Source organism: Pseudomonas sp. DWP3-1-2 (genome assembly GCF_049896285.1).
In the GTDB taxonomy this organism is placed as follows: Bacteria; Pseudomonadota; Gammaproteobacteria; order Pseudomonadales; family Pseudomonadaceae; genus Aquipseudomonas.
Map to the genome: position 1 here is coordinate 1 of NZ_JAFCTZ010000007.1, position 13,864 is coordinate 13,864.

Below are 13,864 nucleotides of genomic sequence, written 5' to 3' on the forward strand. Positions count from 1 at the left end.
GCGAATTCTACAGCGTTACAACCTGCTGTCAACTGCCTTTTTTCACCGCTTTCGATCAACGCATCGAAGCCTCTTCCTCGCCAACCAAACTGGCTAACCACTTGATTAACAAGAGGTTTCCCGTTTCGTCTGCTCCGGAAGAGGTGCGAATTATAGAGAGATTCGGGAGGGCGTCAACCGTTTATTTGAACTTTATGCGAGAAAGCCAAGCAAACCCCCTCCTTCTATATATAGGTAGTACTACACCACCCCCGCCTGGCGAAGGAGGGATACCTCTTCTACCTGCAGCCCCAGCAATGCCTGAAGCACTTCATAGGTATGCTCACCCAACAAAGGCGGCGCGTACCGATACTCAACCGGTGTCTCGGAAAGACGAATAGGACTGGCAACCAGGGGAACGCTCTCCCCTGACGAATGAGGCAGGCTCATCGCGAGCCCTCTTGCCTGAACCTGCGGGTCCGCGAAAACCTCCGCCAGGTTATTGATGGGCCCGCACGGCACGCCCGCCACCTCCAGCTCACTCACCCATTGCGCCGTGGTTTTGAACACGGTCGCCTGGCGAATCATCGGAATAAGCAGCGCCCGATTAGCCACTCGCAGTTTATTGGTCAGGAAGCGCGGGTCATCTGCCCACTGCGGCTGCCCCGCCACCTCGGCAAACTTCCTGAACTGGCTGTCATTCCCCACGGTCAGGATGAAGTCGCCATCTGCTGTAGGAAAGTCCTGGTAAGGAACAATATTGGGATGTGCGTTCCCCAGTCGATGAGGCGCCACCCCGGTGGTCAGGTAGTTCATCGCCTGATTGGCCAGACAAGCCACTTGCACATCCAGCAGCGCCATATCGATATGTTGACCTGACCCACCCTGATCACGACTGGCCAAGGCCGCGAGTATTGCCGTGGTCGAGTAGAGCCCGGTCAGGATATCCGTCAGCGCGACGCCGACTTTCACGGGACCTGCGCCCTCCTCGCCCTCCGGGCGACCGGTCAGGCTCATCAGCCCACCCAGGCCCTGAATCATGAAGTCATAGCCGGCGCGTTTGGCATAAGGCCCGGTTTGCCCGAAGCCGGTGATCGAGCAGTAGATCAGCCTCGGGTTGATCGCCTTCAATGACGCATAGTCCAGACCGTAGGCAGCCAGACCTCCGACCTTGAAGTTCTCGATAAGGATGTCGGACTTGACGGCCAGCTCTCTGACCAGCTTCTGACCCTCGGCGCGGGTGAAGTCGATGGTGACGGATTGCTTGTTCCGATTGGCGGACAGGTAATAGGCCGCCTCGCTTGTGTTCTCCCCGTCGGCATTTTTCAGATACGGGGGCCCCCAGGCGCGAGTGTCATCCCCACTGCCGGGACGCTCGACCTTGATGACCTCTGCACCGAGGTCCGCAAGAATCTGCCCCGCCCACGGCCCGGCCAACACCCGCGACAAATCCAGCACCCTGATATGTGAAAGCGCGCCCATGACCGGCTCCTCTATTAATAGAAAGCCTGAATGCCAGTCTGAGCGCGCCCGAGGATCAGCGCATGGACGTCGTGCGTCCCTTCGTAGGTGTTGACCACTTCAAGGTTGACCAGATGGCGCGCGATGCCGAACTCGTCGGAAATCCCGTTGCCACCGAGCATGTCCCGCGCCATGCGGGCGATGTCCAGAGACTTGCCGCACGAGTTGCGCTTCATGATGGATGTGATCTCGACGGCCGCAGTGCCTTCGTCTTTCATGCGACCCAATCGCAGGCAGCCTTGCAGCGCCAGGGTGATTTCAGTCTGCATGTCCGCGAGCTTTTTCTGAATCAGCTGATTGGCCGCGAGCGGGCGGCCGAACTGATGGCGATCCAGCGTGTATTGACGTGCGGTGTGCCAGCAGAACTCCGCCGCACCCAATGCGCCCCATGAAATCCCGTAGCGAGCCGAGTTCAGGCACGTAAACGGACCTTTAAGGCCGCGCACATCAGGGAAGATGTTCTCTTCAGGCACGAACACGTTATCCATGACGATTTCGCCCGTGATGGACGCACGCAACCCCACCTTGCCATGAATGGCAGGCGCACTCAGCCCGGCCCAGCCTTTCTCCAGGACGAAGCCTCGAATATCACCCTCGTCATCCTTGCCCCAGACGACAAAAACATCAGCGATGGGGCTGTTGGTGATCCACATCTTGCTGCCCGACAAGCGATAGCCGCCGTCGACTTTTTTCGCACGGGTGATCATCGCGCCAGGGTCGGAACCGTGATTGGGTTCGGTCAGACCGAAACAGCCAATCCATTCACCTGATGCCAGCTTGGGCAGATATTTCTGCTTCTGCGCTTCGGTGCCGAATTCATTGATCGGCACCATCACGAGGGAAGACTGCACACTCATCATCGAGCGATAACCGGAGTCGATACGCTCGACTTCCCGGGCGATCAATCCGTAGCACACATAATTGAGGCCGCTGCCGCCGTAGGCCTCGGGAATGGTCGCGCCCAGCAAACCGATTTCACCCATTTCGCGAAAAATCGCCGGATCGGTGTGCTCATGACGAAAAGCTTCAAGAACTCTAGGGGCCAGCTTGTCCTGAGCGAATTGCGCAGCACTGTCGCGAACCATGCGCTCTTCTTCGGTGAGCTGTTGATCCAGCAGCAGTGGATCGATCCAGTTGAAGCTTGCCTTGGCACCCATAAAAATCCTCACTCCGTCATGCAGATGGTCGTGCCAAGATCCTAGACCCGCAGTCGTCACGCCGCAAACGAGGATTTAGCACGCTGTTGTGATATTTTCTCACTCCGAGATCGTCCAGGCACCTATATTCAACGCTGATAAGTGAGGGCTCCGAATATGCGCCGCAAAATACCCAGCACCGCTGCGTTGGTCAGCTTTGAAGCCGCCGCGCGCCATGAAAGCTTTACCAAGGCCGCCGACGAGCTTTCATTGACGCAAAGCGCTATCTGCCGACAGATCGCCAGCCTTGAATCCTTCCTTGGCGTGGAGTTATTCCGACGCTCACGACGGGGAGTTAAGCTGACGGAAGCAGGTTTGTCTTACAGCCGACGCGTGGCGACACAACTGGATGCTGTCGAGCGCGATACGCTGTCAGTCATGGGCCAGCAAGGGACGAACGCCATCGAACTCGCCGTAGTGCCGACTTTCGGCACGCAATGGCTGCTGCCGCGCCTCAAGCACTTTCAAACGCTTCATCCTGAAGTCACGGTCAATCTCACCAACCGGACACGACCGTTCCTTTTCGCGGACACTGACTTCGACGCTGCCATTTACTTTGGCGATGCCGACTGGCCGGGTACCGAGTCCTATCGCTTGATGGACGAAAACCCTATGCCGGTGTGCAGTCCGACTCTGCTGGAGGGAGAAAACAGTCTTACGCCCCAGGCAATCGCCGAACTCCCGCTGCTGCAACAGACCACTCGACCTTACGCGTGGCGCCAGTGGTTTGGCGGGCTCAACCTCAATGTGCCCCGCGACATGACAGGCCCCCGCTACGAACTCTTCTCAATGCTTGCTCAAGCGGCCATGCATGAAATGGGCGTCGCCTTGATACCGCCGTTCCTGATCCAAAGGGAGTTGGCGGAACGGCGGCTGGTGATCGCTAACACTCATTCACTATCAAGTCTGAAGGCGTATCAGTTGATGATTCCCATGCGAAAAGCCGAATCAGCCTCTTTACGGGCGTTTCGAGACTGGCTAATCGAACAGGCGAACGCCTATGAGCTAATGAATATTGAGGTTGAAGCACCTTCCTGACTGTGTAGTTAATTATATTAATGCACTACATACCGAGATTATCACCTCTATACAAAACTGCATTCCCGGCGGGAATAGCAGCTATAAAGTGCCGGAATACAAGGCTTTCAGAGGACTTCTGGTTATTTTCCGTTGTTTCTCACAATAAATTTTGCAACATTCAAAAATTCGACTAATTTGCCTGTAAAGCCCGCTATATAGGGGCTGTAGGCAACTATTGCGACATTAAGTCACAGCATGACTTGTAGTTAATTTATGGTCTTCTTACAGAATGTGTTGAAGGGACCGAACTTCGCCTGCAAAATGCCGCGCCCGCCCTTGATTCGGCTGGGTCGTGCTGATCGGCAACCCCGGAAGCATCACGTTGGCGCTCTGGACTTATTCAGAACTATAAAAAAGATCACGCAGGAGACTTCACGTGCACATTGGCGTTCCTCTCGAGACCCATACGGGTGAAAAACGGGTAGCTGCAACCCCGGAAACCATCAAGAAGTTGATCGCCCAAGGCCACCGCGTCACGGTGCAACGTGGCGCAGGCGTTAACGCGAGTGTCCCAGACAGCGCCTATGAAACTGCCGGAGCGGCTATTGGCTCGGTCGAAGATGCGTTGGGTGCCGAGTTGCTGCTCAAGGTCGCGCCCCCCAACGATAACGAACTGACGCTTATAAAGAGCGGCGCGATCGTGGTCGGGATGCTCAACCCCTTTGATAGCGAGACCATCGGCAAGATGGCCTCCCACGGCATCACCGCGTTTGCCCTTGAGGCAGCACCGCGTACCTCTCGTGCGCAAAGTCTTGATGTGCTGTCTTCGCAAGCCAACATTGCCGGTTACAAAGCCGTGCTGCTCGGCGCGCACCATTACCCGCGCTTCATGCCGATGCTGATGACGGCGGCCGGCACCGTGAAGGCTGCGCGTGTCCTGGTGTTGGGCGCCGGGGTGGCCGGATTGCAGGCCATTGCCACGGCCAAACGGATGGGCGCGGTCATTGAAGCCTCTGATGTGCGCCCGGCAGTGAAGGAGCAGATCGAATCCTTGGGCGCCAAGTTTATTGATGTGCCCTACGAAACTGACGAAGAACGCGAATGCGCGGTCGGGGTTGGCGGTTATGCGCGGCCGATGCCAGCGAGCTGGATGCAGCGCCAGGCCGCTGCGGTCCATGAGCGCGCCAAACAGTCCGACATCGTGATCACCACGGCCCTGATTCCGGGTCGCAAGGCGCCGGTACTGCTGAGCGCAGAGACGGTCGCTCAGATGAAGCCAGGCTCGGTGGTGATTGATCTGGCCGCTGCGCAAGGGGGCAACTGCCCGCTGACGGTCGCCGACCAGGTCATCGTCGCGAATGGCGTGACCATCGTCGGGCACACGAATCTGCCCGCCATGGTCGCCGCAGACGCTTCAGCGCTGTATGCCCGCAACCTGCTGGATTTCATGAAGCTGCTGGTCGACAAGGACGGGCAACTGCACATCAATCTGGAAGACGACATTGTCGTCGCGTGCCTCATGTGCCGCGACGGCCAAGTCATCCGCAAGAACGGCTAAGGATAAAAACAATGGAAGAGCTGATCTCCCCAGGCATCTACAACCTGATCATTTTCGTGCTGGCGATTTACGTCGGCTATCACGTGGTTTGGAACGTCACGCCCGCCCTGCACACGCCGCTCATGGCGGTGACAAACGCGATCTCGGCCATTGTGATCGTCGGCGCCATGCTCGCCGCAGCACTGACCGTTACGCCGCTGGGCAAAACCATGGGCACGCTTGCCGTTGCCCTGGCCGCCGTTAACGTATTCGGTGGCTTTTTGGTTACACGACGCATGCTGGAAATGTTCAAGAAGAAAGCACCCAAAGCCAAGGAAGAGGTGCGCAAGCCATGAGCATGAATCTCGTCACCCTGTTGTATCTCGTCTCTGCGGTCTGCTTTATTCAAGCGCTCAAAGGCTTGTCCCATCCCACCACATCCCGACGGGGCAACCTGTTCGGCATGCTGGGCATGGGCCTGGCGGTGGTCACGACCATCGGCCTGGTCTACAAGCTGGCCGCGCTGTCCGACACCAGCGCTGGCATTGGCTATATCTTCATCGGCTTGCTGGCAGGCGGTACGGCGGGCTCGATCATGGCCAAGCGCGTCGAGATGACCAAGATGCCGGAACTGGTCGCGTTCATGCACAGCATGATCGGTCTGGCAGCCGTGTTCATCGCTATCGCGGCGGTCGTGGAACCCCAATCGCTGAACATCGTGCCGAACCTGGGCGACGCGATCCCTGCAGGTAACCGCCTTGAGTTGTTCCTGGGCGCAGCCATCGGTGCAATCACCTTCTCCGGCTCGGTCATCGCATTCGGCAAGCTTTCGGGCAAGTACAAGTTCCGCTTGTTTCAAGGCGCACCGGTACAGTTCCCGGGCCAGCACAAGCTGAATCTGGTGATCGGACTGGCCACGCTGCTGTTCGGCCTGATTTTCATGTTCACTGGCGATCTGAATGCCTTCGCCGTGATGCTGGCCCTGGCTTTCGTCATCGGCGTGCTGCTGATCATCCCGATTGGCGGCGCGGATATGCCGGTCGTCGTCTCGATGCTCAACAGCTATTCAGGCTGGGCCGCTGCCGGCATTGGCTTCTCGCTGAACAACTCAATGCTGATCATTGCCGGTTCACTGGTGGGATCTTCCGGGGCAATCCTCTCGTACATCATGTGCAAGGCGATGAACCGCTCGTTTTTCAATGTGATCGGCGGCGGCTTCGGCGGTGCTACAGTCGTTGCCGGTCCGGCGGACGCCACGCAAGCGCGCCCGGTCAAATCCGGTTCGGCTGATGATGCGACGTTCCTGCTGACCAACGCCGACACCGTGATCATCGTTCCCGGCTACGGGCTGGCAGTGGCGCGGGCGCAACATGCGCTCAAGGAGCTGACGGAGAAACTCATCCATCATGGCGTCACCGTGAAATACGCCATTCACCCGGTTGCGGGCCGGATGCCCGGGCACATGAACGTACTGCTGGCCGAGGCGGAAGTGCCTTACGATCAGGTGTTCGAAATGGACGACATCAACTCCGAGTTCGGGCAGGCAGACGTTGTGCTGGTACTGGGTGCCAACGACGTGGTCAACCCGGCGGCGAAGAACGATCCCAAGTCACCCATCGCCGGGATGCCGATCCTGGAAGCCTTCAAGGCCAAGACCATCATCGTCAACAAGCGCTCCATGGCCAGCGGTTATGCCGGTCTGGACAACGAACTGTTCTATCTGGATAAAACCATGATGGTGTTCGGCGATGCCAAAAAGGTGATCGAGGACATGGTGAAGGCGGTCGATAACGCGTAGCCTCCCGAAGCCTTTTAATGAAGCCCCAGGCGCTCGTCGGCTGGGGCTTTTTACATTCCACGTAACAGTGTTTTGCGCTGCAGCCCGCTAATTAGAGCCTCCAAATGCGACCTTGGTAGCGGGACGAAAAATGCCCAAATCACTAGACTGGGTCTTCGCTTCCACCCCCGAGATAAGAATCCAATGTACCGTGACCGTATCCGCTTGCCTTCGCTCATGAGCAAGGTAATGAGCGCGGCTGATGCCGCAGCGTTGATTCAGGATGGCATGACCGTCGGCATGAGCGGCTTCACCCGTGCAGGTGAAGCCAAGGCTGTGCCCAAGGCACTGGCCGAGCGCGCCAAAGATTTCCCGCTCAAGATCAGCCTGATGACGGGCGCCAGCCTGGGCAATGACCTGGACAAACAACTGACCGAAGCGGGCGTATTGTCGCGACGTATGCCGTTTCAGGTCGACAGCACGCTGCGCAAAGCCATCAACGATGGCTCTGTGATGTTCATCGACAGTCACTTGTCTGACACCGTCGAGCAACTGCGTAACCGGCAGATCAAGGCTGTGGACCTGGCCGTGATCGAATGCGTGGCAATCACCGAGGAAGGCCATCTGGTGCTGAGCACCTCCGTGGGCAACTCCGCCAGCTTCGCCATCCTGGCCAAAGAGGTGATCGTCGAGATCAACCTGGCCCAGCCGCTGGAGCTGGAAGGTCTGCATGACATCTATATCCCCAGCTACCGCCCGACCCGCCTGCCGATCCCGGTATTGCGCGCCGATACACGAATCGGCAGTCACGCGGTGCAGATCGACCCGGCCAAAATCGTCGGGATCGTCATCAGCAATCAGGCCGACTCGCCTTCCACTGTGCTGCCGCCAGACACGGACACCCAGGCCATTGCCAACCACCTGGTTGAATTTTTCAAGAAAGAAGTGCGCGAGGACCGGCTGACTAACACGCTCATGCCGTTACAGGCCGGGATCGGCACCATTGCCAATGCCATCATGCATGGCCTGGTCGACTCCCCTTTTCACGACATGACCATGTACTCCGAAGTCCTGCAGGATTCGACGTTCGAACTGTTCGACGCCGGCAAGCTGAGCTTCGCCTCCGGCAGCTCCATGACCTTGTCGGCCAGCAAGCATGCGGAAGTCTTCGCTGACTTTGGTCGCTACAAGTCCCGTCTGGTGCTGCGCCCTCAGGAAATATCCAACCACCCGGAAGTCATCCGGCGCCTGGGTATCATTGGCATCAACACCGCACTTGAGTTCGATCTGTACGGCAACGTCAACTCGACTCACGTGTGCGGCACGCGAATGATGAATGGCATTGGCGGGTCCGGGGATTTTTCGCGAAACGCCCACCTGGCGATCTTCGTCACCAAGTCCATCGCCAAAGGCGGCGCTATCTCCAGCGTTGTGCCCATGGTGAGCCATGTGGATCACACCGAACACGACGTGGACATCCTGGTCACCGAACAAGGCCTGGCCGACCTGCGCGGCCTGGCGCCTCGAGAGCGCGCACGGGTGATCATCGACAACTGTGTGCATCCCGCCTACCGCGCAGCGCTCAATGCCTACTTCGACGCCGCGTGCGCCAAAGGTGGACATACCCCGCATGTGTTGCGCGAAGCACTCAGTTGGCACTTCAGACTCGACGAAACAGGCAGCATGCTGCCCGCCTGAAGCAAACAGTTGCGAGCGGGCAATACAATTTATTGCCCGCTCGCGCGCTGTGATGACCAAAAACAGAAAAACTGTACTTCTGTACCGGTCATTTCAACGCCTCCAAAAGCCACTTTCACCTGTTTTGCGCACAAATCGCACTGATAAGGTGCAGACCGGTACAGTTGCCCCATTTCCGAACAAAACAGTGGCTCTAGACAGTTAACTGAACCCTCACAATACAAGTGAACTGTATCTGGAGAGACTGGCCAACTCAGAGGAAGATTGGCACCAATCAAGCCACTGTCTAAACCCGCCACAAGCGGAAGGAAGTCACACCATGGAACGTACAGTCAGTTCCGACATGTTCTACGAAAACACCGCTACAACCGCTAAAGCTGCATGGCCTATGCGCGTTCTCGCCAACCTGATGCTCTGGCAGCGTCGCCTTTCCAGCCGCCACCAATTGGCCCGCCTGGATTCGCGTTTGCTTGCTGACGCCGGTATCAGCGAATCACAACGTTATGAAGAGCTGAGCAAGCCGTTCTGGCGCTAATGTAGCGCACGCTGGTCCCTGACCTTTCAGGTCTCTCACCAGCAACCCGAATTGCTCCATACAAGACCCGTCGCAGGTAACTGCCGACGGGTTTTGTCATTTAAGGGTCGTGCGCTTGTTCCTGGCAGAGGCAGAAGCAAACCAGTACAGTTCTTAATTCATTTTTTTTAGCCTATACAGTTCTGCATCTCTCTGGATGGTGTGTTGACTGCCAGGTCATCTGTTCTTCGTCGCGATAGCAAGCAGACCCACGCTGGGATAGGCTTACGCGCTAGAAGGGCTACGCTTTCTTTAATGGCACACGTGAGCGCGGCGTTGTTCCCCTCGCTTATGAACCCTGCAATTTCATCATCCTATGGAGTTTCAACATGTCCCGCCTACGTTCGCTTAGCGCTGTAGTCCTGCTGGCCGCCGCAACAGGCGCCAGCGCTTCCAGCTTTGTCGTCACGACGGATGCGGTCGTGCGAGCAGTGGATGCATCCACCAACGCCACTTCAAATATTTCGTCGTCGCTCAAAGACGACAAGATTGTTCGTGCCGCCCGCGATGACGCCGCCAGCTTTGTCGCCAGCGCCGGAGAAATCCGTGGCGTGCAACTGGAGGGTGCTTTCCAGCATATCCGTCAGTTGGCTCCGCAATTGAACGCTACCGACGATCAACTGGCTCAAGCCATCCTGGCCATCTGATTATCCGGCTGCGGCAGCCGACAGCTGGCTGCCGGGCTGGCTCTGGACCGGGCATTGCGCTAGCCTTGGGCTTCGTTTAGTCAGTTATCGAGACCATGCGCTTACTGCCTCTTCTGCTGTTTACGCCATTGGCGATTCTGTTCTGGACGGCGCCAGCTCTAGCGCTTGATACGACCACCCAAAGCCTGGTCATTAGCGGTTATGCCACCAGTCAGGTGACGACCGGTCCTTTCGACAAGAAGCTTATCGTTGCTGCTCAGGATGACGCCGCAGCGTTTATCGCCACTGACGGCCAACTGCGAGGGGCACAGCTTGAGTCGGCATTGATGTATCTGCGCCAGACACGGCCAAAACTTGATGCCACCGATCTGGAACTGGCACAGGCAATTCTCGTCCAATAGTCACTTTTCTCTTCTGCATTATTTTGGAGACGTTTCATGCGTACCCCGCTCATTGCTGCGACATTCGGCCTGCTGTTGCTGACCGGTGCAGCCCAGGCTGAAACCGTCGTACAGACCAGTCACATCATCGTTAACGCGTTCGCTCGCACTATCGACTTCACGTCGGACACCACCACCTCGGTACGCGACTCCAAGCTCGTGGCCCAGGCCAAGGATGATGCCGCCAGCTACGTTGCCAGCAATGGCGACATCCGTGGCGCGCAACTCGAAGCGGCCTTCGACACATTGCGCACCCGCGTCCCCGAAGCCCGTAACGCCAGCGACCAAGTGCTCGCCGAAGCCATCCTCGCACTGTGAGGCGGTTCGGTGCCTGGCTGTTGGCATGCTTACTGTCGCTGACCGCTACGAGCGCCGCCGCCAGCCTGAGCCTGTCACTGACACCCGACGGGCTTAGCGCTGCGCAATACAAAGCCACGCAAACGCTTCTGGATGAAGCGCTTGCTGCGCTGCCGCCACGCTTTGTCCAAGACCTTGACCGTCAGGTCGAAGTGCGTTGGTCCACGGACATGCCGGACAACGCCTATGGTCAAGCATCCGGGCCTTACCGGCTGGATCTGAACACGCGTCTGCTGGCCGGTCTCACCGACGGCTCGGCAGCCACCGAAAAAACCAACCGCCCCCACGGCACCGTGCGCAACGAAATGCTGGCGACAGTGCTGCATGAGTTGACCCACATTTATGACCGCGCACGGCTTTGGCACGGACCCGAACGCACGCTGATCCTCAGGTGTTCTCGCCAGAGCAGCAGCCTGGGGAAAGTCGGCCTGCCGGGAAACTGCCGGGGCGAGACTGATCGTCGCTTCACCCTCAGCGACGACCCGCGCCTGCTCGACCTTGCCGGCTGGCCGCAATACGTCGGCCGCCGAGGCGAGCGCGAACAACACAACGGACAGGTGGCGCGCAGCCCGGACATTTACGAAACCACCAGCCCGCTGGAATTCGTCGCGGTCAACATGGAGTATTTTCTGCTCGATCCGGCCTACGCCTGCCGCCGCCCTGCGCTCTATGACTATTACAAACAACACTTCGGCTGGGCGCCCAAGGCCAAAGACAACTGCCCGACGTTCTACCCCTATCTGAACGCCGGCAGCGACTTCGGACGTCAGCCGCTGGGCAAGCTCGAACCCGAACGTGTTTACGAGGTCGATTACCTGCTGGCAGAAGCCAACCAGAACCTGATGAGTCGCTGGGGCCACAGCATGCTGCGCCTGGTAATCTGCAAACCGGGTCGCCCGCGCGGGCCCGACTGCCGACTGGATCTGGACCAGCATCTGGTGTTGTCTTATCGAGCCTTCGTCGGCGATGTCCAACTGTCCAGCTGGGACGGTCTGATGGGCGCCTACCCCTCCCGATTGTTCGTTCTGCCACTGGGTCAGGTGATCGACGAATACACCAAGACCGAACTGCGCAGCCTGGCCTCAGTGCCACTCAAGTTGTCCCGCGAGGAAATCGACGGGCTGGTGCAACATGCCGCTGAAATGCACTGGAGCTACGACGGCAATTACTTCTTCATCTCCAACAACTGCGCCGTTGAAAACCTCAAGCTGCTGCGCAGCGGCACCCACAATCCACAGCTGGCCGACCTGGACAGCATCTTGCCCAACGGCTTGCTGGAAGTGTTGAAAGGGCGCGGCCTGGCCGACACCAGCGTTCTGGATGATCCCAAGGAAGCCCTGCGTCGAGGCTATCGTTTCGACTCTTACCGCGACCGCTACCAAGCGATGTTCGAAATCGTAAGGAAGCGTCTGCCCATCAAACAGACTACGGTTGAAGACTGGCTCTCTTTGCCAGCCGAGGATCGCAAACCCTGGTTCGCCAACGCGGATCTGCAGAGCAGCGCCGCCATGCTGCTGCTGGAGCAAGCCAGTTTGCGACGGCAACTATTGACCGCCCAGGACGAAGTCAAGCGGCGTTATTTGAGTGCGCGGGAACAGAAAGACGGCAGCGTATCCAAGGCGACGCGCACGCTTCAGGAAATTCTCGCCAGCAGCGGCTTTCTCAGCCGCCCCGCCGAACTGCTGGACAGCGGTGGCTATGGCTTACCACAAACGGCGGAATGGAAACGGCTGGAAGAGGAAAGCGGTCAGCGCCAGAAACAGCTTCAGCGCCTGAGCGGTGATCTGGATAAAGAAGTCCGCGCCCTGCTCGAACCCGAACGCGCGGCCGAAATCGCCGCCAATGAAGCGAACCTGAAGCAACTGGGCGAGCACCTAAGGGCTCTGCATAAGGCCGCGGGCGGGCTGGAATTACCCTGAAGCGTTAGCTCTCGCGACCTCGCGGCGCCCGTGAGTGACTGCTAAACCTTCTTCTTTTTCGGCTTCAGGTATTTCATCAAGCCCTGGAACCAGATCACCAGACCCGTATTACCTTTGATCTGAATGTCCTGATCCTGAACACCTTTCATGAAGGCCAACTGTTTGTTCTTCGCCTGCAACGTGGCAAACCCGAAAGGGGCGTCCTTGAAGCAGATCGCGAATGCAGGCTCAGCCACAGTACCGGCATGACTGGTAATGCGTTGATCACTGACGACGAAATGCCGGGCTATCTTGCCGTCGAACGTTTGCAGTTGAAATGTCAGGGCCTTGCCGGCCAACTGTTGTTGAAAGGCAGGATTGTTGCGGCTGGCCCGAGACATCAGCACACCCATCATCCAGAGTAGAAAACGAAATTTCATGACACTGCCTCGGTAGAGAGTTCCGGTCGGAGCAACCGGCGCAGCAGTGTAGCGGTTTGCAAGACGCGCTTCAGCAGTAAAATGCATCCACTTTCAAAGAAGATAGCTACATTTACGTGACCAATTGGTCACTTATCTGTCGTGACAAGCGAAGCGCCATCTTGAGAGGAGACAGCGCTTGCTCGGGGGTTCAACGGATCAAACAGGGATCAGCGGATGCTGCTGATGCTGCCTTTGTTGCCAGTAACCTTGACGTCGACCTTCTTGAAGATGAAGTAGTCTTTGACGCTGACTTCATAGCGAGGCGCAACGATCAGATCAGCGCCCGAGGACTTCACAGCCTTGTAGGCGGCAGCCGCCTTGGTCGTGGAGATCGGGTCAGGAATCGGCAGACCCAGGCCGCCCAGAGCACCACCACCGCCGCCGCCAGCGCCGTAAACAACGCCGTCCGCGAACTGAGTGTCGCCACCGAAGGCGAAGAAGTTGAACAGAATATTGGTCGAAGATTGACCACTGATGGTTTCGCCGACTTTGACGTCTGCCTTCAGATCACTTCTGACCACACCTTCCAGAGGCGCGCTTGGCTGGCTCATGTTGTAGCTGACACAGCCGCTGGTGGTCGCAATCAACGTTGCAATGGCAGCAGACATCCATAACTTTTTCATAACACTTTCCCGGGTGGTTTTTAGGAGTTATCAACAGCGGCGGAACTTTAAGGGAATGAAGAATTTTAAAAAGTCGGAAAAATCCGATGATCACGTAATCCCCAATACTTAGTTG

General features: G+C 57.7%; 14 protein-coding genes. 10 read left to right on the plus strand and 4 right to left on the minus strand.

The window, feature by feature from the left end:
• Window positions 1-240 precede the first annotated feature (240 nt).
• Both ACP7B0_RS16000 and ACP7B0_RS16005 read right to left on the minus strand, forming a co-directional pair.
• Window positions 241-1,461, minus strand: coding sequence for a CaiB/BaiF CoA transferase family protein (locus ACP7B0_RS16000; protein WP_426142392.1), 1,221 nt, complete (start codon window positions 1,459-1,461; stop codon window positions 241-243).
• 14 nt (window positions 1,462-1,475) lie between these two features.
• Window positions 1,476-2,657 carry an acyl-CoA dehydrogenase gene (locus ACP7B0_RS16005; RefSeq protein WP_426142393.1) on the minus strand — a complete coding sequence of 394 codons (1,182 nt, stop codon included), beginning with the start codon at window positions 2,655-2,657 and terminating at the stop codon, window positions 1,476-1,478.
• A 156-nt stretch (window positions 2,658-2,813) separates the two neighbouring features.
• On the opposite strand from ACP7B0_RS16005, the gene ACP7B0_RS16010 reads away from it, so the two are divergent.
• From ACP7B0_RS16010 to ACP7B0_RS16055, 10 genes are all read left to right on the plus strand, one after another.
• On the plus strand, window positions 2,814-3,734 hold the full coding sequence (locus ACP7B0_RS16010; protein WP_426142394.1) for a LysR family transcriptional regulator: 921 nt from the start codon (window positions 2,814-2,816) through the stop codon (window positions 3,732-3,734).
• Window positions 3,735-4,152: 418 nt separating this feature from the next.
• Window positions 4,153-5,274, plus strand: coding sequence for a Re/Si-specific NAD(P)(+) transhydrogenase subunit alpha (locus tag ACP7B0_RS16015; RefSeq protein WP_426142395.1), 1,122 nt, complete (start codon window positions 4,153-4,155; stop codon window positions 5,272-5,274).
• 11 nt (window positions 5,275-5,285) lie between these two features.
• Entirely contained in the window at window positions 5,286-5,609 is a 324-nt protein-coding gene (locus tag ACP7B0_RS16020) for an NAD(P) transhydrogenase subunit alpha (protein ID WP_003438157.1), read from the plus strand.
• Window positions 5,606-7,051 (plus strand): NAD(P)(+) transhydrogenase (Re/Si-specific) subunit beta, encoded by a 1,446-nt coding sequence (locus ACP7B0_RS16025; protein ID WP_426142396.1) that lies wholly within the window; start codon window positions 5,606-5,608, stop codon window positions 7,049-7,051. Before ACP7B0_RS16020 ends, ACP7B0_RS16025 begins: the two co-directional genes overlap by 4 nt.
• Window positions 7,052-7,234: 183 nt before the next feature.
• Window positions 7,235-8,728, plus strand: a complete 1,494-nt coding sequence (locus ACP7B0_RS16030; protein ID WP_426142397.1) for an acetyl-CoA hydrolase/transferase family protein — start codon at window positions 7,235-7,237, stop codon at window positions 8,726-8,728.
• A 319-nt stretch (window positions 8,729-9,047) separates the two neighbouring features.
• Window positions 9,048-9,263, plus strand: a complete 216-nt coding sequence (locus tag ACP7B0_RS16035) for a DUF1127 domain-containing protein (protein WP_426142398.1) — start codon at window positions 9,048-9,050, stop codon at window positions 9,261-9,263.
• Window positions 9,264-9,631: 368 nt separating this feature from the next.
• Entirely contained in the window at window positions 9,632-9,949 is a 318-nt protein-coding gene (locus ACP7B0_RS16040) for a DUF2388 domain-containing protein (protein WP_426142399.1), read from the plus strand.
• A gap of 95 nt (window positions 9,950-10,044) precedes the next feature.
• Window positions 10,045-10,350, plus strand: coding sequence for a DUF2388 domain-containing protein (locus tag ACP7B0_RS16045; RefSeq protein WP_426142400.1), 306 nt, complete (start codon window positions 10,045-10,047; stop codon window positions 10,348-10,350).
• Between the two features lie 36 nt (window positions 10,351-10,386).
• Window positions 10,387-10,707 (plus strand): DUF2388 domain-containing protein, encoded by a 321-nt coding sequence (locus tag ACP7B0_RS16050; RefSeq protein ID WP_426142401.1) that lies wholly within the window; start codon window positions 10,387-10,389, stop codon window positions 10,705-10,707.
• Window positions 10,704-12,665 (plus strand): DUF4105 domain-containing protein, encoded by a 1,962-nt coding sequence (locus tag ACP7B0_RS16055; protein ID WP_426142402.1) that lies wholly within the window; start codon window positions 10,704-10,706, stop codon window positions 12,663-12,665. The genes ACP7B0_RS16050 and ACP7B0_RS16055 overlap by 4 nt, the downstream gene beginning before the upstream one ends.
• Before the next feature lie 41 nt (window positions 12,666-12,706).
• On the opposite strand, the gene ACP7B0_RS16060 is transcribed toward ACP7B0_RS16055, so the two are convergent.
• On the minus strand, window positions 12,707-13,084 hold the full coding sequence (locus ACP7B0_RS16060) for an SCP2 sterol-binding domain-containing protein (protein ID WP_426142403.1): 378 nt from the start codon (window positions 13,082-13,084) through the stop codon (window positions 12,707-12,709).
• Window positions 13,085-13,293: 209 nt separating this feature from the next.
• On the minus strand, window positions 13,294-13,749 hold the full coding sequence (locus ACP7B0_RS16065; protein ID WP_426142404.1) for a hypothetical protein: 456 nt from the start codon (window positions 13,747-13,749) through the stop codon (window positions 13,294-13,296).
• Between the last annotated feature and the right edge of the window lie 115 nt (window positions 13,750-13,864).